This window comes from Candidatus Amarolinea dominans (genome assembly GCF_016704685.1).
Lineage (GTDB): Bacteria > Chloroflexota > Anaerolineae > SSC4 > Amarolineaceae > Amarolinea > Amarolinea dominans.
This window is the reverse complement of record NZ_JADIZS010000079.1, coordinates 177,490-197,875: the sequence shown is the minus strand read 5'-3', so window position 1 is coordinate 197,875 and position 20,386 is coordinate 177,490. Positions and strand designations below refer to the sequence as shown.

Genomic DNA, 20,386 nt, shown 5'->3' with positions numbered 1-20,386 from the left:
AGCCAGCACACATGCCTCAGCATTCCAAGAGCCGGCCAGGCCGCTATCGCATCTTCGTGCTCAGCCTGTGGGAGGCGGCCAGCAGCGTCCCCGGCGGACCGGCGGACCGGCGCATCAGCCTGGAAGACCCGCAAACGGGCCGGCGGACCGGCTTCACCTCCCTGGACCAGCTCAGCGCGCACCTGACGGCCTGGATGAAGGGAGGTGAGCCAACAGAACAACACATCGAACGCGAACTATCGGACAACATCGAACAGTAATCGGTTGTGTACAGCCACATCACCATCGGTGTCACAGGGCTGCCGTTCCTGCGGCAGGCGAAGACAGAGTAGGAAATGAGGTTGTCCCGCAGGCTGGCTAACCCCCTGCGGGACGATCAAGATGAATGGCAATTTGCCAAAGGAGATGAACAGATGACCACACCTAACACCCCGCCCGCCGTCCCGCCTCAGGCCCGCTTCTTCCAGTGGGTGCAGGGCTGGGCGAGCCTGATGCTCTGCCACAGCCTCGTCAAGACCGGCGTGATCGAGCAGATGGCCGGCCAACCCCGCACCGTGGATGAGATCGCCGACGCGTGCGGCCTGCACCGGGACACGCTCTACCGCGCCCTGCGCATGACGACCACCCTCGACATCACCGCCCGCGAGGGCGACCGCTACGCGCTCACCAACCTGGGCCGGATGATGCTCAAGGACACGCCCGGCAGCATGGTCAACGGCATTCAGATGATGGGCACAGAAGGCTACCAGCGCCCCTGGCAGAACTTTGCCTACAGCCTGGCCACCGGTGAGAGCGCCTTCACGCATGTGATGGGTATGCCCTTTTTCGACTATCTGGAGCAGTACCCGGAACTGGGCCTGCCCTTCCAGCAGCAAATGGCGATCTATGCCCAGATGACCGACCCCGCTCTCGTGCCGGCGTATGACTTCTCCCCGTTCCGCACTGTCTGCGACGTCGGCGGCGGCCAGGGCGCCTTCCTCAAGCGGGTCATGGAAGCCAACCCGCATCTGCGCGGCATCCTCTACGATATGCCGGGCGTGGTTGCGAACCATGTGCTGGGCGAGATCGATGACCGGGCCGAGGTGGTGGCCGGCAGCTTCTTCGAGCGCGTGCCCTCGGCCGACCTGCTGATTTTGAAAGCCGTGCTGCACGACTGGTCCGATGCGAAGTGTGCGGTCATCCTCGAACGCTGCCGGCAAGCCATGCAGCCCGGTTCGAAATTGCTCATCATTGACCGGGTGATCGCTGAGCCGGTGGACGCGATGAGCGCGTTCTACGACTTGCACATGCTGGTGCAGATCGGCGGACGGGAGCGCACGGCCGAGGAGTTCCGCGCGCTGCTGGCAAACGCCGGCCTGCAGATGCAGCGCATCATCGTCCCGACCGAATCGCCGATGTTCCCGCTGCGTTTAGTGGAGGCGGCGCTGTAGCCGGGCGCTCGCCAAAGGCTCAGGGCAAGTGCTGCCCCTGACCCACGCGGATAGCCAGTTCATTCTCTATGTCCACCAGTGGCCGCTGCGCTGGTACGACCGGCTGATCTGGGCGCTGTTCGGCTTCGGGCCGATGCAGCCCGGTGAGGTAGAAGCGGACTTCGGCCCCCATTTTTACATCGAGAAGCTGATGGAAAACTGCTGCGGCTCCGGCTTCCTGGCCGGCGAGGCCGCGTATCTGATGGCTCGCAAAGGAGGGACGGCATGAACACCCAATTCCGCCGCGAGATCAAGCTGCTCCTGCAAGCCGGGCTGTTGATCTTTTCCTTCACCGTCGTCGTCGGCATCCTCAACGGCCTCGATGCGATGGAGTTCGCCCGCCCGATGCTGATGGCGCACGTCCACGCCGGCACGCTGGGCTGGATCACTCTCGGCTTCATCGCCGCCTGCCTGTGGATCTTCTGTGAGGGGCGAACGGTCAGCGGCTGGCGGGCATCCGCCCCGCGCTGGCTGGGGGTGGTCGCCATCCTGTCCATCCTCTTCTACGCTTACGCCTTTTACACCGGCAACCTGGATCTGCGCCTGGCCGGAGGCAGCCTCACCCTGGCGGCCCTCCTGGGCTTCTACGCCTGGATCGTGGCGATGCTGCGGGGCGCGCCCCTGAGCACGCCTCGGCTGGGCATGGCCGCCGCCGCCACCACCCTGACCATCGGCGCCATCCTGGGCGTGTTGATGGGCATCTGGCTCAAAGGCTGGCTGCCCTCGCTGTCCGATAGCCTGTTCCTCACCCACCCGACCACAATGGTGGTGGGCTACCTGGTGTTGGCAGGCATGGCCCTCAGCGAATGGCGGCTCGACCCGGAGTCGGCGCAGAAGCGGGCCAGCAAAGCCGGCTGGGCGCAGGTGATCCTGCCCTTCATCGGCGGGGTGATCATCACCTTCGGCGCCCTGGCCAACGACCCTATACTGATCGGCCTGTACATCCCCTTCCAGGTCATCGGCATCATCATCTACCTGGTGCGGCTGGGGCCGAAGATGCTGGCCGTGCGCTGGCTGGCGGGCGGCCCCGCCCGGCACTATGCCATCAGCGCCTTCTTCCTCATCGCCAACTTGGCCCTGATCACCACCATGATCGTCAGCTTCATCACCGGCGCCTACGGCGACCCGCCGGACTTCTCCAAGATCCCCTTCTGGATGGTCTTTGCCATGGATCACGCCATGTTCATCGGCGTGATGACCAACGGGCTGTTGGGCCTGGCGGCGGAGCTGGCGAGCGGGCGGCATTCGCTGTGGCCGTGGGCCGATCACGTCATCTTCTGGGGGATGAACGTGGGCCTGGTCGGCTTCGTCGTGGGGTTGATGCTGCAGTCCGCGCCGGTCAAGCAGGTCTTCGCACCGATCATGGGCACGGCGATCCTGATTGCCATCATCACCTATCTGCTGCGCCTGCGCGCCGCGCCGGGAACGGCGACGTAACCGCCTGCGGAGTCAGGTTGAACCCATTCCAATCATTTCATGTAAGGAGATAAGGTCTCATGCAACTCATCTTGATCATCTTGCGCTTGATTCACATCGCTGCCGGCACATTCTGGGCGGGCAGCGCCCTAATGCTGGCCCTGGTCATCCTGCCGGGGGCGCGCAAGGCCGGGCCGGGCAGCGAACGGCACTTGCCTATGGCTGCCATTTCCCAGGCCATGGGCATCGCTTCCATGCTGACCACTGCCGCCGGCCTGCTGCTCTACTGGCTGCTCTCCGGCTTCTCCTGGGCCTGGATCAGCAGCCCCCTGGGCATCGGCCTCACCCTCGGCTCCCTGGCCGGGATCGGGGCCTTCCTGCTCGGCACCTTCTCCACCGCCCCCACAGCGGGCAAGCTCGCCGCGCTGGGCGGCCAGATGCAGGTCGCGGGCAGCCCGCCCCAGCCGGAACAACTGGCGGAGATGGGACGCTTGCAGGCCAAGCTGGCCTCCAGCAGCCAATGGAGCACCATCCTGGCCACCGCGGCGCTGGCGCTGATGGCCGTGGCGCGGTATTTGTAAGAGTGACAACTGCGGCTTGCTCGGCCGCTAGACTGCCGTCTGCAGATGAATCGGCTCGATTCCGGCATAGGCTGCCTCGTTCAGTTGGCTAAGCTCCCAGTTCTCCTGCATGTTGAGCCAGAAGCGGGGATTCTGCCCGAACAGTCTGCCCAGCCGCATAGCCATGTCAGGCGTCATACCCCGCTTGCCGCGGCAGATGTCGCTGATCTTGGATTGCGCCATGCCCAGGCGCTCAGCGACCAGGGATTGGGTGATCTGGTTCTGGTCGAGAATCTCTTGCAGGATCTCGCCAGGATGCACTGCGATCGCTCGTCGTGGTGTAATCGTCATACTAGCCTCGATGTCAGCGCCATGATTTTCGCTGCGGCGCTTAGTGGCAGTCGGTAATTTCGACATTCAGGACGTCGATCCCGTTCCATTGGAAGCAAATCCGGTACTGGTCGTTGATGCGAATGCTGTACTGGCCGGTTCTGTCCTCCTTGAGCTGTTCGAGTCGCCAGCCTGGAAACAGCGTCAGGTCAGCGAGCGCAGTCATCGCGCCCAGCTTGCGGGCATCAATGAAGAGGATTTCCCTGCGGACGTGCTTGTACTCGGCCGCGTCCATGTTGCTGCGCAGCGCGGCCGCCGGCCCATGATATCATGGACCGATCCAAAAACTCGATCTGACAGGCAGCAGGCGTTCAAGACGCAAACATCTCGGCCAGCGTCATCAACACCGTTTCCTGGACCTCTTCCGCGATGCGGCCCAGCCGGCGCACTAACCGGAGCTTGTCAACGGTGCGCAATTGGTCGAGTACCACCTGTCCCTCTTTGCCCTCGAAGGTACAGGGAACCCGGGTTGGGTAAGGCCGGCCTTTCGTGGTCATGGGCGCCACGATTACTGTCGCGATGTGGTGGTTCATCTCGTTTGGCGATACGACCAGACACGGCCGCGTTTTCTGTATCTCGCTGCCCAGGGTCGGGTCGAGAAGAACCAGGTAGACATCGAACCGATCCACCGGGCCAGTTACCATTCCCATTCCTCCTCGTCCCAGGTTGTGGCCGTAAGCTGCGCGCCATCCAGCAGTGGATCATCGCCTGCCATCGCCATCGCAACAAACCCTTTGGCCCAGCCCGCGCGGACGCGGCGCGCCGGCCGGATGGAGATCTGTCCGTCGTGTACTTCTAGCTCTACGCTGTCGCCAATCCCAGCCTGCTCTAACAGCGGCTTGGGGATGCGAATCCCCTGTGAGTTGCCGATGCGCACGATACGCGTCTGTATCGCGACTGTCATAGCTTTCCTCCTCAACAGATGTAATTACATTATAATTACATCAATGACGGGTGTCAAACCGTCAGGGCGGGACATTTCCTCTACGCAATAAGGTAAGGATCGGCATGACAGAGAACTCTTTGCGGAAACAACGGTTACGGCTCAATAACCCTGCGTCCAGCCGGCAAAACAAAAGCGCCTGTGCAATAAATGCACAGACGCCTTTGTTCGAGCGGGAGCGACGGGATTTGAACCCGCGGTCTTCGGCTTGACAGGCCGACATGTTAACCGCTACACCACGCCCCCCTTGTCGAGCTGAACTGTGTTCAACCTGACGAACGGCATCTTACCATGCACGGGGGCTTTCGTCAAGTTTTCAGGCGGCAAAGGACGCGGTCACATCAAGCCATGACGCCCGCGATCCGTTCCAGCGCCTCGCTGATGTCCTCCGCGCTGACTTCGTAGTGAGTCACGGCGCGCAGCCGCCGGCCGCCGACGGTGAACAGGCGCACGCCCGCCGCCTCCAGGGCGCTCTGCAGGTGCGCGGGGGTCATGTCCGGGCGAGTCAGCTCGAACATCACGATGTTGGTCTGAGTACGCGCGGGGTCGGCGGCCAGGCCGGGAATCTGACTCAGGCCCGCGGACAGGCGTTGCGCGTTGGCATGATCGTCCACCAGCCGCTCCACCATCTGTTCCAGGGCCACGATGCCGGCCGCGGCAATCACGCCGGCCTGACGCATACCGCCGCCCAGCAGCTTGCGGTTGCGCCGCGCCTGCTGAATGAACGCGGCCGAACCGCATACCACGGAACCGATCGGCGCGGCCAGGCCCTTCGACAGGCAGAAGGAAACTGAATCAGCGTCGGCTGCCAATTCCCTGACCTCCACGCCCAGCGCCGCCGCGGCGTTGAACACGCGCGCGCCGTCCACGTGCAGCTTGAGCTGATGGCGCCGCGCCAGGGCGCCGACAGCTTGCACATAAGCCACGTCGAGCACCGCGCCGCCGCAGCGGTTGTGCGTGTTCTCCAGGCAGATCAGGCGCGTGCGCGGAAAATGCACATTATCGCCCCGAATCGCTGCCTCGATCTGATCGAGAGCCAACGTGCCGTCCGTCTGATTGGGCACCGTGCGCGGATGGATACCGCCCACCACGGCCGCGCTGCCCTGTTCATAATAGAAAATGTGCGCCTGATCGCCCACGATGATCTCATCCCCGCGGCCGCAGTGCGTCAGCAGGGAGACCAGGTTGCCCATATGACCGCTGGCGACGAACAGGGCCGCTTCCTTGCCCAGCCGCGCCGCGGCCAGCGCTTCCAGCCGCTGCACCGTTGGGTCATCGCCCAGCACATCATCGCCCACCACCGCGTTCGCCATCGCCAGCCGCATCGCCAGCGTCGGCCGCGTAATCGTATCCGAACGTAAATCAATGATCTTCATCACTCATCTCAGCTTGTCAGATTCGCTTCAGCTTCTAACTTCCTCACCACATTCCGATAGGCCAGCGGCTGGCGGCACTGGAAGAGCTGAAACTCCTCGCGCGCCTGGCGCACCAGGTCCAGGTTGATGCGCGCAATGCCGTAGCCTTCGGCGTTGTCTTCCAGGCCGGTGTAGCGTTCGCCGCGCGGGCTGAGCACCATGGAGTCGCCAAAGAACTGGTAGCTCGGCTCCTCGCCCACGCGGTTGGCCGCCGCGACGAAGACCGAGTTTTCGCACGCGCGGGCCACGCAGTAGGCGCGCCATTCGTCCTGATGCGGCAGCTCCCAGTTGGCGCACACCGCCACCACGTCCGCGCCATCCAGGGCCAGGCTGCGCCGCTTCGGGAAAGGCCATGTCCCAGCCGACCAGCACGCCCAGGTTGCCCCATTCCGTCTCGAAGACCGGGAAGCGGAAGCCGTTGCGGAAGGCCAGGCGTTCTTCACCCTTGAGGTGAACTTTGCCATAGCTGCCGATCAGTTCCCCATCCGGCCCGATAACCACCGCGGTGTTGTAGAGCACACTCTCTACTTTGGCCTTGGACACCATGCCGAAGACGACATGGGTGTTGTATTGCGCGGCATCCTTGGCGATGCGGCTGACGGTGGGGCCAGGCACGGTTTCGGCATAGTCGGTGAAGCGCAGGCCGCACTCATGGCCGGTGGTGGTCAGCTCTGGGAAAACCACCAGGTCAACCGGCTGCTCGGTGCAAATTTTGTTGATAAAATCGGACATGCGGCGGATGTTCTCATCAGGCTCGTTCAGAGTTGGTTGGAACTGCACCACGGCAATGGTAATTTCTCGCATGAATCTTTCTCCTCGATGGGTTACAAGATCTTGTTCCAGGACGGGCCAGGTGGGGCCGTCCCAGCCGAAGCGGGTCAGGTCAATGCGGTCGTGCTGATCGAACTCGACACCTTCGTCCTCAAGCAATTGGCGCTGGAGCTCGGCGCTGTGCGTTTCACAACTGGTGGTGACGCGAGCATAGTGCGGGCCAACTTTGCCCAGCACCCGATGCCAGGGCACGGCGCCAGCGGCCTCTTCGTGTGTCAAGCCGTGCAAGGCCCAGCCCACCGTGCGCGCGGCGCGTGGCTCGCCCATCCAGGCCGCCACCTGGCCATAGGTGACCGCGCGGCCGCGTGGAATCAGTCGGGTCAGGACTTTGACGCGCTCGAAAACATTTGCCATCGCTTCCACTCCTCTGGCGTGTTGACATTGACAAAGGACAGGCGCCCAGGGTCGAAGCGCGCCACGTCCGCGGCTGTCACCTGGCACACCTGCACAGCCGCATAAAAAGAGATCATGCGCCGGTCACCCGCCAGCAGATGGCGTTCGACAGCCGGCGTACAACTGGCCGGCCGATAGACGGCGTGCAGCGGCTCCAGCAGGTCGTTCACCTGCGGCACCACCACATCGTACCCCGCCTGCGCCAGCGTCAACATGAAGCCCAGCAGTGCCGGGTTCAGAAAGGGCATGTCGCAGGCCACCGCCAGTGCCAGGTCGCCGCGGGCCATGCGCAGGCCGGAGTAAAGCCCCACCAGGGCGCTGCGCGCGGGCAGGGCGTCAGGTATCAATCGGGCAGCAAAATCGGCCACCAGGAACTGATAAGCCTCAGGGGTGTTGGTCACGACAATCAGGTCATCGGCCAGCGGGCGCAGGCATGCGGCCGTACGCGCAATCAGCGGCTGCCCGTCCAGGGACAGCAGCGCCTTGTTGCTGCCCATGCGCCGGCTTTCACCGCCGGCCAGGATGATTGCCGAGATGCCAGTCATCGTTAACCGCTCCCAAACAAAAGCCCGCTTGACCGATTGGCCTGTAACTGCGCGCCTGGCGCTCGAGTCAGGCGTGAGTCACTCCCCCTTGTCAGCGGGCCTTTGTCAGACATTTGGGCACAAAAAACCGGCGATTGCCAGGCAACCCCGGTATGTCCCTCAGCGCATGCCCCTACCTACGCATGCGCGTCCATGTACGCCACGGCTTCGCCCACGGTGGTAATCGTCTGAGCTTCTTCGTCGCTGATCTCGCCGCCAAACTCCTCTTCGAAGGCCATAATCAACTCAACCAGGTCGAGTGAATCGGCCTCCAGGTCCTTGCGAAAGCTGGCATCCATCGTGACGCGACTTTCGTCCACGCCCAACTGTTCGACGATGATCGCCTTGATCCGATCGTAAGTGTCGTTCACGTGAGAATTCCTCCTTTACGTCTTGCTCGCCAATGATAGCTTGAGAGTCACAGCGGGGCTACTCAACTTAACCTTTTGACTATTCTAGCAGGGTTACTAGGCACTGTCAATTCAGGCACTTGACAAGGCTATGACCACTTGGTAAGATGGTGACGAACTTCATTCGCCTCACGTCTGGAACACCAGATGACAAACAAAGTTACGGAAGGATACAGACACGCCATGCAGGCAGATCGCGGCCAGCCCCACAAGGAGCGCAAGGCCGACCACATTCGCATCAACCTGGAAGAAGATGTCACTTTCCCCAACCTGACCACCGGACTGGAGTCTTACCGCCTGCGTCACCAGGCGCTGCCGGAGCTTGATTTAGGCGCTGTTGAGTTGCAGCACTCTCTGCTGGGCAAACGCCTGTCAGCGCCGCTTCTGATTTCATCCATGACAGGCGGCACCGCACGCGCACAGGAGATCAATCAACGCCTGGCGGAGGCGGCACAGGCCCGCGGCCTGGCCCTGGGTGTCGGTTCGCAGCGCACGGCGCTGGAGGCGCCTGAGACAGCCGTCACGTTCCAGGTGCGCCACGTGGCGCCCGACATCCTTCTCCTGGCCAACCTGGGCGCGGTGCAGTTGAATTACGGTTACACCGTGGATCACTGCCGCCGGGCGGTGGAGATGATCGAGGCCGATGCGCTCATTTTGCATCTGAATCCGCTGCAAGAAGCACTGCAAACCGACGGCAACTGGGATTGGTCCGGCCTGTTACTTAAGATCGCGCAGGTCTGTCGCGAGTTACCCGTACCGGTCATTGCCAAAGAGGTTGGTTGGGGCATCGGCGGTGACCTGGCGCGGCAGTTGTGCGATGCCGGAGTTGCGGCCATTGATGTGGCCGGCGCAGGCGGCACCTCCTGGAGTCAGGTGGAGCTTTTCCGGGCGCCCACCGAGCGCCTGCGCCGCCTGGCCCGCGCCTTTGCCGATTGGGGTCTGCCCACCGCGACGGCCCTGGCCGAATGTCGCGCTGCGCTGCCGGGCGTGCCTCTGATCGCCAGCGGGGGCATCCGCAGCGGCCTGGACGTGCTCAAGTGTGTGGCCCTGGGCGCTGACGCGGTGGGCCTGGCCGGGCCGTTCCTCAAAGCCGCCGCGGTCTCGACCGAAGCGGTCCTCGATACGATTGACACCCTGGTCGAAGAGATGCGCATTGGCATGTTCTGTGCCGGGGCGCGCAACTTGGAACAGCTGCGCGCGCCGGGCCGCTTGGTGCGCGTCGCCTGAGGTGTTGCCACCGCGGCGCGCCATACAGCAAGGAGTATGACAGTCCATGCCTTCTTTTCCCGCTTCTTCTTCTTTCTCTTCCTTTTCTTCATTTTCTTCATTTTCTTCTTTTGCATCCGCCTACCTGCCGCGCGTTGAACTGACCCTGCGCCAGACCCTGGCCTCGCCGCGCCTGGCCGAAGGGACGCACTATGCGATGATGCGCTATCATATGGGCTGGCTGAATGAGGAGTTTCGCCCTGTGCAGGCTAACACGGGCAAGGGTATCCGCCCGCTGCTCTGCCTGCTGAGCTGCGCGGCCGTCGGCGGCGATCCGGTCATCGCTCTACCGGCCGCGGCCGCGCTGGAGCTGCTGCACAATTTTTCCCTGGTACACGACGATGTGGAAGACAACAGCCCGACGCGCCGCCATCGCCCTACGGTCTGGGCGCTGTGGGGGCGACCGCAGGCCATCAATGTCGGAGATGCCCTCTTTGCCCACGCGTTTCAGAGCCTGCTCAACCTGGCGCCCGTCGTGCCGGCTGTGCAGGTCATGGAGACGGTGCAGCGTTTCGTCCATGCCTGCATCGCCCTCACCGAAGGTCAGCACCTGGACATGGGCTTCGAGGCCCGCCTGGATGTCACCACGGATGACTATCTACAGATGATTCGTGGCAAGACGGCCGCGCTGCTGGCGGCCAGTGTGGAGATGGGCGCGGGGCTGGGGGGCGCACAAACGCAGCAACTGAGCGCGCTGCATCACTTCGGTGAGTCGCTCGGTCTCGCGTTCCAGATTCAGGATGACATTCTCGGCATCTGGGGCGATGAACAGAAGACCGGCAAATCGGCAGCCAGCGACATCCTGACGCGCAAGAAGTCGCTGCCAGTGCTGTCGGCGCTCAATGGCCCGCAGGGCGCCGCGCTGCGCAGCCTTTACGCCCGCCCCCGCCTGACCGTTGACGAGGTGCCTGCGGTCCTGGAACTGCTGGAGGCGGCCGGCGCCCGCGCCCACGCCGCGGCGCTGGTAGAAACCTACAGCACGGCCGCGCTGCAGGCGCTGCAAGCGGCGCGGCTGACAGCCCCGGCCGGCGATCATCTGCGCGACCTGGCCCTGCATCTGCTCGACCGCCAGGCGTAATGCGTGAGGCGTCGTGGACGCAAATCCGGTCGGCGCAGGCCGACCTGGCGGCGGAACGCCCCTTCGCCCCGAATTCATTCGGCGGGCCCCTTCGCCCCGAATTCATTCGGCGGGCCCCTTCGCCCCGAATTCATTCGGCGGGCTACGATCCTGTTCCTGCGTAGTGATCCAAGCCGAAAAGCCAGACCCGATAGGCGATGATGAGCAGGGTGGCGGCTACCAGCGGGCTGAGCCAGGCCAGCAGGCTGACATCACGCCCCAGCAGATACGAAGCCGGGTAGTACGAAGCGAAGCCATAGGGGATCAGCCAGGTCAGCAGCAAGCCGATGCCGCGCTGATAGATGGTCAGCGGGTACTTAGCGAACTCGTGCAGTTCGAACACCATGCGCGTGACCGGAATGGATTCCACGATCCAGAACGCAGTGGTGCAGGTGATGAGGTTTAGGGAAATGAAAATAACGCCGCCGCTGAGCACCACAACGACCAGGTAGAGCACCGTCAGCGGCGTCACCACAACGTCGAGCGTGCGCAGCGCGGTGACGGTCAGCGTCAGGCCGACGGCAAAATTGCCGACGCCATCATGGCAGAAGCGGTCGGCCAGCAGGTGAAAGAGCGGGTTGATCGGCCGCACCAGGAAGCGGTCGAAGCCGCCGCTGCGGATATAGTCATGCCCAATGGTCCACAAGTTGTCGGCAAACATGTGATTGATGGACTTTGCCAGCACCACCAGGCCGTAAACCAGAAGGATTTCGTAAAAACTCCAGCCGGCCAGGTTGGGAATCTGGCGCATCACCACCCACACCATCAGCAGACCGGCAGCCTGCTCTGACACCGTGGAGGACGCGCCGATCAGGAAATTGGCCCGGTATTCCATCAGGATTTTCAACCGCTGCAGCAGGAACAACCAGTACAGGCGGCTATAGCGTCGCACCTGTCCCATTCAACCCCCTTGCACCGTGACCGCACGAATGGCGCGCTGAAAGACGAGCCGGGAGGCCACGGCCATCCCCACCAGCCAGAGGATCTGCACCAGCCACAGCCGCGGCGCGCCGGCGAGGGGCGTGATGCCGCTGAGCAGTGAAACCGGCACGTAGAGCGACTGCGCAAAGGGGAGCGCCAGGGTCAGGCTGCGCAGCCAGTCGGGCATCATGTCGAGCGGCACCAGCGCACCGCTGAAAAAAAGGCCCAGGCCGTAGCGCAGATAGCTCCATCCCCACACCTCGGTGGTGTAGAAGGCCAGACAGGCCAGAATCCAATCGAAGAAGAAGATGACAGTAAAGCCGAGGAAGAGCGAGATCGCGAACACGGCCCAGGTAGCCGCGTCGGCCGGCAGGCGGATGCCAAAGATCAGCACCCCCAGCAGCAGGAGGGGCAGCTTGGTGATGAGCGCCACCACGACATCGGTCAGCGATTCAACGTAGTAGCGCGCCTGAAAGTCCACCGGGCGCAGCAGTTCGATGCCGATCATGCCTTCGCGCATCCCATAACCCATCGTAAAGATGAGACGCGTGGCCATGACCGGCGCGAGAATTTGCGCCAGCAGCACGTAGTTGAGGGTCTGTGTCAGGCTGAGGCCGCTGAGGGTGTTGGCGTTCTGATACACCGCGCGCCAGAAGTAGACGAAGATCGTCATGGCGACGATCTGCACGATGAACTCCATCCAGACCCAGATGCGATAGGCCAGGAAGAGTTTCGGCTCCATGGCGGCTAAGGCGCCGTAAACCCGCCATTTCGATTTCAGAAACTGCCAGGTAGAGCTGGGCATGGCTGCTTCAGTCCAACGCGCCGCTGTAGATCTGCTTGATGATGCTCGGCAGGTCTGGCTCGGCCAGTGAAAAATCTACCACGTCGGCCTGATTCATGATGGCCGCGGCCACCTGGCTGGCCGTGGTGCGCAGCCGGTCGAAGCGCAGCACCAGCTTGCGGCCGGCCGCCGCATCATCGGCTGGTACGGGCATCACCTCGGCGCCCGGCGGCGCGGTCAGCGGTCCCACGTCAGCAGCCATCTCGAACGTGATCACCCGGAACTTACCAAAGCGATCCCGGATGGTGCTCAGCGGCCCATCATAGATCAGCTTGCCACTGTCAATGATGATGATGCGCTGGCACAGTTCCTCGATGTCGCCCAGGTCGTGCGTGGTCAGGATGACGGTCGTGCCGTTTTCACGATTCTCCTGGCGGATGAACTCACGGATGCGCTCTTTGACGATCAAGTCCAAGCCAATGGTCGGCTCGTCGAGGTAAACGATGCGCGGATCATGGATCAGCGTCGCGGCCAGCTCGGCGCGCATCTTCTGACCCAGGGACATGTTGCGAATGGGAACCGAGAGCAGCGGCTTCAACTCCAGGATGTCAGAAAACTGTGCCAGGCGCTCCTGAAAACGAGCAGGCTTGACTTCGTAGATCTGGCCGATCAGATTGAGCGATTCGATCAGCGCCAGATCCCACCAGAGCTGGCTGCGTTGCCCAAAGACGACGCCAATCTCACGTGCATTGGCCACGCGCTGGCGATGCGGGTCACGCCCCATCACCTGCACGGCGCCGCTCGTCGCGCCAGGATGCCGGTCAGCATTTTGATTGTGGTGGACTTGCCGGCGCCGTTGACGCCGATATAGCCGACCACTTCGCCTGGTGTCACCCGGAAGTTGATGTGATCTACGGCGACCTTGTCCTGATGTCGCGGCCGAAAAAGCGCCTTGACCGCGCCGCGCACACCGGGATCCTTTTGGTTGATGCGGTAGACCTTGGTCAGGTCTTTGACCTCGATGCTATTCATGGCTAATCATACAACCCGCGGCGCACATTGAGCCGCACCTTGAACACCTCGCGCACCATGGAGACGGTGTCGCGCAGGGCGCTGATCTTGCTTTCGGTCATGAAATACCAGTGAATGGGCACCTCCACCACCTTGTAGCCGCGGCGTAGGGCGATGGCCAGCACTTCGACATCGAAAGCCCAGCCGCCCATGGTTTGGCGCGCGAAGACATCGTGCGCAACAGCGCGGCGAAACAGCTTGAAACCGCACTGCGTATCTTGCAGGCTCGGAATGGCTAAGATGCGCACCAACGTATTGAAGACGCGCCCCATGAGGTGACGATAGTATGGTTCAGCGAAGCGTACCGCCCCTTCGCCTTCGCGTGAGGCAATCGCTACGTCGAAGCCGTTCTGCACCGCGCTGAGGAGCTTGGCCGTTTCTGCGATCGGCATGGCCAGGTCGGCATCGCAGATGAGCGCATAGTCCCCGGCCGCGGCCAGCATGCCCACCTGCACCGCAGCGCCCTTGCCCTTGACCGAATGGAGCAGGCGCACATAGGGATGATCGGCGCAGAAACGCTCGACAATGCCGCTGGTATCGTCCCGGCTGCCGTTTTCCACCACGAGCACTTCGGCCTGATAGGGCTGCTGGCGCAAGAAGGCGTCAATCTTGGAGAGCGAGCTCGGCAGGCGAGACTCCTCATTGTACGCAGGGATGACGATCGTGAGCAGCGGGACAGCCCCGCTGGCCGGCGCCGTAGGCGGCGTGGCGATATCAGTCCGTGATTGCGTCATAGCGGGTTGCATCTACATTTCCCGAGTAAAAGAATCTGACGCCAGTTGTGCCCTAGCCAATGAGATTGAGCAGGGCAAAGCCGGCAAGGAATTGAACCAAGAGCGCCCCGGCCCACAGCAGGTAGGCTCCGGGGCGTTGGCGAGAATAGAGAAGGCTCCCCCAGACCCCGTTCAAGATCAGGGTGGCGAGGCCGATGACCGGAAGCACAAACAACGAGGCCGGTGCGCCCAGACGATCGGGCTGGCCGGCGGCATCGAAATGTAAGGGCAGCGCGGCTGGCAGGCTGGGGAAACGCATGCACAGATAGCCAAAGAGCGCCAGGTTGAGCAGCAGTGTGATCCCCACCATGCCCAGGCCGATGCGGTCGCGCCAGATGTCCCATTGCCAGACAGCAGGCACCTTGCGGCCCAGGCGACGCAGGCGGTTTGGCCCTAATTCGTAGCGTGCCTGGATGGCTTCGATCAAGGCCGCCGGCGCGCTGGGGGACAACGCATAGCCGACTGTATGAGTTCGTTCCCGGTCATGCTGCTCCGTAAAGAGCACCACCTGCTCCGGCGCCGGGCGTGTCGCCAGGCTGACGATGTGTCCCACCCCGCTGACGTCGCCGCGCGTGAGAAATGGGTTGGGCCATTCCCACCAGCGTCCCCGGACATTGGCAAAGCCGCCCCGCTGCATGTGCTGAATCGCGCCTAACGGAATCACCTCACGCAGTGGCCCCCACGCAATCGTCACCGCGTCGCGATCCACCCAGTATTCCAGCGACAGGGTGCTCCACGTGCGATACCCCAGGTAGATCAAGACGGGCAGGCAGGCCAGGACGAGCAGCCCAAGGGCGAAGACCCAACCCGAAATGGGCAGGCTAACCAGCCGGCGCAGGAGTAGCGCGGCGAGAAGCATAACCCCGGCGCACGCCAGCACGCCGCGCCAGGCCTCTGGCGTCGAGGCGGACTTAAAGCTCATGGCGCCTCAAAAGACCGGCGTACACCAGTCGCTGTACTGTGGCACGTTGCCGCGCACGACCTCGAAGTACAGGTCGCGCAGTTCATTGGTGATCGGCCCCATTTTGCCGCTGCCGACCGGGCGCCGATCCACCGACGCAATCGCCGCCACCTGCACGCCCGTGCCGCAGAAGAAAGCCTCATCGGCTACGTACAGCTCGGTGCGGTCAATACTGCGCTCGACCACCGGCAGGCCAAGTTGGGTGGTAGCCAGATCAATCAACGTGCGCCGGGTAATGCCTTCCAGGATGTTGTCGCTGACCGGCGGGGTGATCAGCGTGCGGTTGCGCACGATGAAGATGTTCTCGGCACTGCCTTCTGACACATGGCCGTCCTGGTTGAGCACAATGGCCTCATCGAAGCCGTTCATCAGCGCTTCACTTTTGATGAATGCCGAGTTGACATAGGCGCCGGCCAGCTTGCCACGGGCCGGGATCGAAGTGTCGTCCACCCGTCGCCAGGAGGAGGTGCAGACATGGGCGCCTTCTTCTGACTCGATGTAGCGTCCAAAAGGCACCGCATAGATCGTCACTTCGTCACGCAGATCGTGCAAGCGCACACCGATGATCTTTTCCGCCTTGTACGCCAGGGGTCGGATGTAGATGTCCTGGCGCATCTCCTCACGTCGCACCAGATCAAGCGTGATGTTCATCAAATCATCCGCGCTGAAAGGCAGCTTCATCAGCAGCAGTCGCGTGGACATCAGGAAACGCTCGCAATGGTCACGCAGGCGGAAGATATACAGATTCTGGTGCTCAGGGTTCCAGTAGCCGCGAATCCCGCCAAAACAGGCCGTGCCATAGTGCAAGGCATGCGTCATGACGCTGACCGTAGCCTGCTCCAACGGCACGACGGCGCCTTCAAAAAACGCGTACTTCGTCATTCAGTCCTCCCACCTAATGCTAATCGTCTCAGAATCCCCCGCGCAGGTTGTCCTCCGCCATCGGGGTATCGGCCTTACAATCCCCACGCCGCCAACGCCCCCAGCAGGGCCTGGTCGGTCATGTCCAGCGTCAGCGGCGTCACCGAAATGAAACCCAACGCCAACGCGCCCACGTCGGTCTGGCCGGCCTCGTCGGGAATGCCGCCCGGTGGGTCGCCGCCAATCCAATAGTACGGCCGCCCGCGTGGATCATGGCGCTCGATGAGCTTGTCATGATAGACGCGCTGCCCCAACCGGGTACGTCGCAAGCCACGGATCGCGTCACGCGGCAGCGCCGGCGCGTTCACGTTCAAGAAACTATTGGGGGGAAGCCCATGCGCAAAGATCTGGCGCACCAATTGGGCCGTTGCCGCGGCGGCCGGTTCATAATCAATGGTTGCGCTCCATTCCACCGAAACGGCAATCGCCGGCAGACCGGCCACCACCCCTTCCATCGCGCCGGCCACGGTGCCCGAATAGGTGATGTCATGGCCGACATTGGCGCCCTGGTTGATGCCAGAGACGATCAGGTCAGGCGCCTGTGGCACGAGACCCAGCAGCGCCAGGCTCACGCAGTCGGACGGCGCGCCGGTGGTGGCAAAGGCCGGCGACCCATCGGCCAGCGTCACCTGGCTGACACGCAGCGGCTTGTGCATGGTTTTCGTGTGGCCGGCCGCGCTCCAGTTGCGATCAGGCGCGAAGACGATAATCTCAGCCAGGGGCGCCAGTGCCTGTTTCAACGCCAGCAGCCCCAGCGATTGCACGCCATCGTCGTTGGTAATTAGAATTCGTTTCACATCGTGCCCCTGGGGCGCCTATTATCGGCCAAGTTGGGAGCGCCGTCAACTGGGCGCAGCCAGGCCAACGCGGCCACCCCCAGCTCGGCCGGCGCCGGTTTTTCGTCTGCCGCGCCCAGCCGGACCGGCAGCAGCCATGACAACGGCGCGGCCGTCGCCTTCTTCTTCGCCTTGTGCGTCACCAGGATGGTGATGGGGTCAGTCTTGGTGCTGTTGCCGGCCGAATCGAAGGCTTCGATGTAGATCTGATGGGTCTCCGTGTATTTACCTGCGGCCACGATGGCGCTCATGCCGCTGTGAAAACGCTGAATAATGCGCCCTTGCGGATCAACCACCACCTCGCTGACCACAATCTCCTGCGTGGTGGTCGTGCCGTCGGTATTGGTGATGACCTCCGTGCCCATGACCGGCGGCGAACCGGGTACCGGCTTCAGGTCCAGCATCTTGATCGTCCATTTGATGTTGAACGGCGCCACAGTGCTGGAGCCAATTTTCTGCTGGTCCAGGTAGAAGTCCGCGCGATCCATGGACCAGTTGTCACGTGCATTGGCCGTGATGCTGACCCACTCGTCATCTTCCATCACGTAGAGCTTGCCGGTGAAGGGATGCTCGATCTCGACCCGCGGCGCGGTGTTGTCCACCGTCACCTGGGTGGCGGCCGTACGCGCATTGCCGCTGCCTTCGGTCACGCTCAGGCGCACCGTGTAGAGGCCGTCCAGCGCGGTTGTGTCCCAGAACTCCAGGGTGTCATTCTGCTTCTGATCGCCATGCTCCGGCCCAATTTGCGTCCAGGCGCCGGGGTTCAGGCCCTCCCCAAACTCCACGCGATAGTTACGGAAATCGCCCGCCCGCGCGTTGCCGGTGATGGGCACCAGCCCCTTGACGTAGTTGTAGGTTCCTGGAGAAATGATCGCCACCTCGTCATTGACCGGCCCTTGCCCATAGGCTGTGTCATACTCCGAGGGCGGTTGCGGGATGGCGCTCTCCACCACCCAGTCGGCCGCTTCCGGCGGCAGAATCTGATAGATGCGGCGTTCGATCAACTCTGGCGGCGTATAGGGTGTGGACAGTTTGCCCGTCTCGCGGTTGACCTCGAACGCGCGCCAGACTGTGTCATAGGTCTTTGGCTCACTGCCCTCGATGAAAATCTCGGTGCGTTTCTGTTGGCATTCGGCCGTCGGCAGCAGGCCAGACGGGTAGCAAACGGTCATCTTCCTGATACCAGGAGGTTGCGCAAAAGGCACATCAGGCATGTTGTCCAGGCCATACGTCATCACCTGGTTCCAGATGGGCGCAGCGCCGGTCAACCCGCTGATCTTGTCCATCGGCTCGTTGTCGGTATTGCCCACCCAAACGCCCACGGCGAGTTGTGGCGTATAACCCACCGTCCAGTTGTCATGCCAGTTATTGGTGGTGCCGGTCTTCGCGGCCACGGTGTGCCCTGGGATTTCCAGGTCGTTGGGGCGCCCAAAGGCTGCCCAGCGGGCCGCCGTGTCGGACAGGATGTTGGACATCACGTACGCGACTTGCGGCGAAACCACCTGCGCCAGCTTCGGCTCCTTGTACTCATAGATGATCAGGCCGTTCTTGTCACGCACTTGCAGGATGGACACGGGGTCAAGCGTGCGCAGGCCTTCGGCCTGGCGCTCTGCGGGCACCGCATCTCCGGCCATGACACCCCCATTGGCCAGCAGGCTGAATGCATAGACCATATCGAGCAGCTTGACTTCGCCGCCGCCCAGGGTCAAGGCCAGACCGTAGTAATCGTCGCGCAAGGTGGTGATACCCATCTTGTGCGCGGTGTTGATCACGTTTTTGACGCCGACCTTGCTCAACATCCAGACGGCCGGGATGTTGTACGAGCGCGCCAGGGCATCGCGCAGGAACTGTGGCCCGTGATATTTGCGGTCGTAATTCTCTGGCACATAGGGGGCCTCGGCGTCAGGAAAAACGGTGCGCACGTCCACGATCATGCTGGCCGGGGTGTAGCCCTGCTGCAACGCCGTCAGATAAGTGAAGAGCTTGAACGACGAGCCGGGCTGGCGATTGGAGATGGCGACGTTGACTTCGCCGTCATTCTCCTCATCGTTGTAATCCAGGCTGCCCACCATTGCCACGATCTCGCCGGTGGTGGGGCGCAGGGCCACAACGCTGGCGTTATGCACGTTGTTCTTCTCGCGCACCTTCGCCACCTGGGCGCGCGCCACCTCTTCAGCCTTCTTTTGCAGATCCAAATCGAGCGTCGTGTAGACTTGCAGGCCGTTGCGCCAGATGAAGTAAGGATCATCGGCTGTGTTGTACGCGCGGCGCAGTTCATCCAGCACGTAGAGCGAAAAATGCGGTGCGTCGAGATACTCGAAGCGCTCGGCTGCGCGTAGGCGCACCGCCAGCGGCTTGGTGTCCGCATAAGCCTTGGCCTCCTCCGCCTCGGCTGCGCTGATGTAGCCGGCCTCGGCCAGGGCATCCACCACCTTGCGCTGGCGGCGATAGGCATCCTCCGGGGACTGAATGGGGTTCAGGCCGGGATACTGCGGCAGGGCGCTGAGCATGGCAGCCTCGGCCAGGGTGACATCGGCCGCTGATTTGTCGAAATAGATGCGCGCCGCGGCCTCGACGCCGTAGGCGGCATTGCCGTAGAAGTTATAGTTGAGGTACCACTCCAGGATCTGGTCCTTGGGGTAGCGTCGCGTCACCTCGACGGCCATGATGGCCTCTTTGATCTTACGCGTGTAGCTGCGCTGCACCCGTTCCTCGGGCGGGATGAGCACATTTTTCACCAGTTGCTGGGTGATGGAACTGGCGCCCTGCACAGAGTTACCCTGCAGGTTGGAGACAAAAGCGCGCCCCAGGCCGCGCAGGTTGATGCCTGGATTTTCATAGAAGCTGCGATCCTCCAGGGCAATCGTGGCTTTCGCCAGCCAGGGCGACATCTCATTGAGCGGCAGGTAGGTGCGGTCGCCACGAAAGGGCCGTGGGTCAATGGACTCGTACAGCAGATGCTGGCCCGTGCGGTCAAAGATCTTGACCGTGGCAAAGTCTTCCTGCTCGGTCTCGATGGCCGCCGCGTCCGGCAAGTTCTGCGCAAAGTACACATAGACGCCGGCCGCGGCGGCAGTGGCGGTCAGAGCGCCGCCGCCAAAGATCAGGAAGAAGATAGCCAGCCCGCTCAGGCTGAATTGGAACAACCAGCGCCAGGGGCGCGGTCGCTGGCGGTCATGGCGGCGCCGTTTCTGGCGCCAAAGGATGATTTGTTGCGTGCGATTTGTCATAATTCGATCAAGTCAGTCAGGTAAACCAGGGGAAAAGCAGGCATACGCCCGCCGGTGTAACGCAGGACAGCCAACGCCGGTTCCAGGCCCCCCGG

Annotated in this window: 22 protein-coding genes, 1 tRNA gene and 1 pseudogene; 7 read left to right on the top strand and 17 right to left on the bottom strand. The window is 62.7% G+C overall.

Features of this window, described 5'->3' with window-relative positions:
- Window positions 1–11 precede the first annotated feature (11 nt).
- The 5 genes from IPF85_RS26565 (at window position 12) to IPF85_RS26545 (ending at window position 3,466) form a co-directional block, all read left to right on the top strand.
- On the top strand, window positions 12–260 hold the full coding sequence (locus tag IPF85_RS26565) for a hypothetical protein (RefSeq protein ID WP_343411067.1): 249 nt from the start codon (window positions 12–14) through the stop codon (window positions 258–260).
- Window positions 261–413: 153 nt separating this feature from the next.
- The gene (locus IPF85_RS26560; RefSeq protein ID WP_343411066.1) at window positions 414–1,430 is read left to right on the top strand and encodes a methyltransferase; all 1,017 of its coding nucleotides are present in this window, start codon (window positions 414–416) and stop codon (window positions 1,428–1,430) included.
- Between the two features lie 28 nt (window positions 1,431–1,458).
- Window positions 1,459–1,698: a hypothetical protein gene (locus IPF85_RS26555; RefSeq protein ID WP_343411065.1), complete on the top strand. Its 240-nt coding sequence runs from the start codon at window positions 1,459–1,461 to the stop codon at window positions 1,696–1,698.
- On the top strand, window positions 1,695–2,906 hold the full coding sequence (locus IPF85_RS26550; protein WP_343411064.1) for a hypothetical protein: 1,212 nt from the start codon (window positions 1,695–1,697) through the stop codon (window positions 2,904–2,906). The genes IPF85_RS26555 and IPF85_RS26550 overlap by 4 nt, the downstream gene beginning before the upstream one ends.
- A gap of 59 nt (window positions 2,907–2,965) precedes the next feature.
- Complete coding sequence (locus tag IPF85_RS26545; RefSeq protein ID WP_343411063.1) at window positions 2,966–3,466, top strand: hypothetical protein; 501 nt, start codon at window positions 2,966–2,968, stop codon at window positions 3,464–3,466.
- Window positions 3,467–3,493: 27 nt separating this feature from the next.
- Here IPF85_RS26545 and IPF85_RS26540 read toward each other — a convergent pair whose 3' ends face one another.
- The 9 genes from IPF85_RS26540 to IPF85_RS26500 all read right to left on the bottom strand — a co-directional run bounded on the left by IPF85_RS26540 (window position 3,494) and on the right by IPF85_RS26500 (window position 8,372).
- The gene (locus tag IPF85_RS26540; protein WP_343411062.1) at window positions 3,494–3,796 is read right to left on the bottom strand and encodes a HigA family addiction module antitoxin; all 303 of its coding nucleotides are present in this window, start codon (window positions 3,794–3,796) and stop codon (window positions 3,494–3,496) included.
- Window positions 3,797–3,836: 40 nt separating this feature from the next.
- On the bottom strand, window positions 3,837–4,070 hold the full coding sequence (locus tag IPF85_RS26535; RefSeq protein ID WP_343411061.1) for a type II toxin-antitoxin system RelE/ParE family toxin: 234 nt from the start codon (window positions 4,068–4,070) through the stop codon (window positions 3,837–3,839).
- A 76-nt stretch (window positions 4,071–4,146) separates the two neighbouring features.
- Window positions 4,147–4,485, bottom strand: a complete 339-nt coding sequence (locus IPF85_RS26530) for a type II toxin-antitoxin system PemK/MazF family toxin (protein WP_343411060.1) — start codon at window positions 4,483–4,485, stop codon at window positions 4,147–4,149.
- The gene (locus tag IPF85_RS26525; protein WP_343411059.1) at window positions 4,473–4,739 is read right to left on the bottom strand and encodes an AbrB/MazE/SpoVT family DNA-binding domain-containing protein; all 267 of its coding nucleotides are present in this window, start codon (window positions 4,737–4,739) and stop codon (window positions 4,473–4,475) included. The genes IPF85_RS26530 and IPF85_RS26525 overlap by 13 nt, the downstream gene beginning before the upstream one ends.
- Before the next feature lie 212 nt (window positions 4,740–4,951).
- A tRNA-Asp gene (locus IPF85_RS26520) sits at window positions 4,952–5,024 on the bottom strand.
- Between the two features lie 95 nt (window positions 5,025–5,119).
- Window positions 5,120–6,154: a low-specificity L-threonine aldolase gene (ltaE, locus tag IPF85_RS26515; protein WP_343411058.1), complete on the bottom strand. Its 1,035-nt coding sequence runs from the start codon at window positions 6,152–6,154 to the stop codon at window positions 5,120–5,122.
- Between the two features lie 27 nt (window positions 6,155–6,181).
- Complete coding sequence (locus IPF85_RS26510) at window positions 6,182–7,378, bottom strand: nitrilase-related carbon-nitrogen hydrolase (protein ID WP_343411057.1); 1,197 nt, start codon at window positions 7,376–7,378, stop codon at window positions 6,182–6,184.
- Window positions 7,345–7,962 carry a molybdenum cofactor guanylyltransferase gene (locus IPF85_RS26505; RefSeq protein ID WP_343411056.1) on the bottom strand — a complete coding sequence of 206 codons (618 nt, stop codon included), beginning with the start codon at window positions 7,960–7,962 and terminating at the stop codon, window positions 7,345–7,347. Before IPF85_RS26505 ends, IPF85_RS26510 begins: the two co-directional genes overlap by 34 nt.
- A gap of 176 nt (window positions 7,963–8,138) precedes the next feature.
- A complete protein-coding gene (locus IPF85_RS26500) occupies window positions 8,139–8,372 on the bottom strand; it encodes an acyl carrier protein (protein ID WP_343411055.1) in 234 nt (77 codons plus the stop codon).
- A gap of 222 nt (window positions 8,373–8,594) precedes the next feature.
- Here IPF85_RS26500 and fni point away from each other — a divergent pair, with 222 nt between their 5' ends.
- On the top strand, window positions 8,595–9,638 hold the full coding sequence (gene fni / locus IPF85_RS26495; protein WP_343411104.1) for a type 2 isopentenyl-diphosphate Delta-isomerase: 1,044 nt from the start codon (window positions 8,595–8,597) through the stop codon (window positions 9,636–9,638).
- 46 nt (window positions 9,639–9,684) lie between these two features.
- Window positions 9,685–10,755: a polyprenyl synthetase family protein gene (locus tag IPF85_RS26490; protein ID WP_343411054.1), complete on the top strand. Its 1,071-nt coding sequence runs from the start codon at window positions 9,685–9,687 to the stop codon at window positions 10,753–10,755.
- A 142-nt stretch (window positions 10,756–10,897) separates the two neighbouring features.
- Here IPF85_RS26490 and IPF85_RS26485 read toward each other — a convergent pair whose 3' ends face one another.
- The 8 genes and pseudogenes from IPF85_RS26485 to IPF85_RS26450 all read right to left on the bottom strand — a co-directional run bounded on the left by IPF85_RS26485 (window position 10,898) and on the right by IPF85_RS26450 (window position 20,291).
- Window positions 10,898–11,686 (bottom strand): ABC-2 family transporter protein, encoded by a 789-nt coding sequence (locus IPF85_RS26485; RefSeq protein WP_343411053.1) that lies wholly within the window; start codon window positions 11,684–11,686, stop codon window positions 10,898–10,900.
- A 9-nt stretch (window positions 11,687–11,695) separates the two neighbouring features.
- Window positions 11,696–12,520 carry an ABC-2 family transporter protein gene (locus IPF85_RS26480; RefSeq protein WP_343411052.1) on the bottom strand — a complete coding sequence of 275 codons (825 nt, stop codon included), beginning with the start codon at window positions 12,518–12,520 and terminating at the stop codon, window positions 11,696–11,698.
- Window positions 12,521–12,527: 7 nt separating this feature from the next.
- Window positions 12,528–13,531 (bottom strand): annotated as a pseudogene (locus IPF85_RS26475) (ATP-binding cassette domain-containing protein).
- A gap of 2 nt (window positions 13,532–13,533) precedes the next feature.
- Window positions 13,534–14,304, bottom strand: coding sequence for a dolichyl-phosphate beta-glucosyltransferase (locus IPF85_RS26470; RefSeq protein WP_343411051.1), 771 nt, complete (start codon window positions 14,302–14,304; stop codon window positions 13,534–13,536).
- Between the two features lie 52 nt (window positions 14,305–14,356).
- The gene (locus tag IPF85_RS26465) at window positions 14,357–15,265 is read right to left on the bottom strand and encodes a DUF1648 domain-containing protein (RefSeq protein ID WP_343411050.1); all 909 of its coding nucleotides are present in this window, start codon (window positions 15,263–15,265) and stop codon (window positions 14,357–14,359) included.
- Window positions 15,266–15,271: 6 nt separating this feature from the next.
- Window positions 15,272–16,186, bottom strand: coding sequence for a branched-chain amino acid transaminase (locus IPF85_RS26460; protein ID WP_343411049.1), 915 nt, complete (start codon window positions 16,184–16,186; stop codon window positions 15,272–15,274).
- A 74-nt stretch (window positions 16,187–16,260) separates the two neighbouring features.
- Window positions 16,261–17,022 (bottom strand): 5'/3'-nucleotidase SurE, encoded by a 762-nt coding sequence (surE, locus tag IPF85_RS26455; RefSeq protein ID WP_343411048.1) that lies wholly within the window; start codon window positions 17,020–17,022, stop codon window positions 16,261–16,263.
- Window positions 17,019–20,291, bottom strand: coding sequence for a transglycosylase domain-containing protein (locus IPF85_RS26450; RefSeq protein WP_343411047.1), 3,273 nt, complete (start codon window positions 20,289–20,291; stop codon window positions 17,019–17,021). The genes surE and IPF85_RS26450 overlap by 4 nt, the downstream gene beginning before the upstream one ends.
- Between the last annotated feature and the right edge of the window lie 95 nt (window positions 20,292–20,386).

Bases quoted from the DNA above. Each gene is read 5' to 3' on its own strand.
- IPF85_RS26565 (WP_343411067.1), top strand. From the start codon at position 12: ATGCCTCAGCATTCCAAGAGCCGGCCAGGCCGCTATCGCATCTTCGTG.
- IPF85_RS26560 (WP_343411066.1), top strand. From the start codon at position 414: ATGACCACACCTAACACCCCGCCCGCCGTCCCGCCTCAGGCCCGCTTC.
- IPF85_RS26550 (WP_343411064.1), top strand. From the start codon at position 1,695: ATGAACACCCAATTCCGCCGCGAGATCAAGCTGCTCCTGCAAGCCGGG.
- IPF85_RS26545 (WP_343411063.1), top strand. From the start codon at position 2,966: ATGCAACTCATCTTGATCATCTTGCGCTTGATTCACATCGCTGCCGGC.
- IPF85_RS26540 (WP_343411062.1), bottom strand. From the start codon at position 3,796: ATGACGATTACACCACGACGAGCGATCGCAGTGCATCCTGGCGAGATC.
- IPF85_RS26535 (WP_343411061.1), bottom strand. From the start codon at position 4,070: ATGGACGCGGCCGAGTACAAGCACGTCCGCAGGGAAATCCTCTTCATT.
- IPF85_RS26530 (WP_343411060.1), bottom strand. From the start codon at position 4,485: ATGGGAATGGTAACTGGCCCGGTGGATCGGTTCGATGTCTACCTGGTT.
- IPF85_RS26525 (WP_343411059.1), bottom strand. From the start codon at position 4,739: ATGACAGTCGCGATACAGACGCGTATCGTGCGCATCGGCAACTCACAG.
- ltaE (WP_343411058.1), bottom strand. From the start codon at position 6,154: ATGAAGATCATTGATTTACGTTCGGATACGATTACGCGGCCGACGCTG.
- IPF85_RS26510 (WP_343411057.1), bottom strand. From the start codon at position 7,378: ATGGCAAATGTTTTCGAGCGCGTCAAAGTCCTGACCCGACTGATTCCA.
- IPF85_RS26505 (WP_343411056.1), bottom strand. From the start codon at position 7,962: ATGACTGGCATCTCGGCAATCATCCTGGCCGGCGGTGAAAGCCGGCGC.
- fni (WP_343411104.1), top strand. From the start codon at position 8,595: ATGCAGGCAGATCGCGGCCAGCCCCACAAGGAGCGCAAGGCCGACCAC.
- IPF85_RS26490 (WP_343411054.1), top strand. From the start codon at position 9,685: ATGCCTTCTTTTCCCGCTTCTTCTTCTTTCTCTTCCTTTTCTTCATTT.
- IPF85_RS26480 (WP_343411052.1), bottom strand. From the start codon at position 12,520: ATGCCCAGCTCTACCTGGCAGTTTCTGAAATCGAAATGGCGGGTTTAC.
- IPF85_RS26470 (WP_343411051.1), bottom strand. From the start codon at position 14,304: ATGACGCAATCACGGACTGATATCGCCACGCCGCCTACGGCGCCGGCC.
- IPF85_RS26465 (WP_343411050.1), bottom strand. From the start codon at position 15,265: ATGAGCTTTAAGTCCGCCTCGACGCCAGAGGCCTGGCGCGGCGTGCTG.
- IPF85_RS26460 (WP_343411049.1), bottom strand. From the start codon at position 16,186: ATGACGAAGTACGCGTTTTTTGAAGGCGCCGTCGTGCCGTTGGAGCAG.
- IPF85_RS26450 (WP_343411047.1), bottom strand. From the start codon at position 20,291: ATGACAAATCGCACGCAACAAATCATCCTTTGGCGCCAGAAACGGCGC.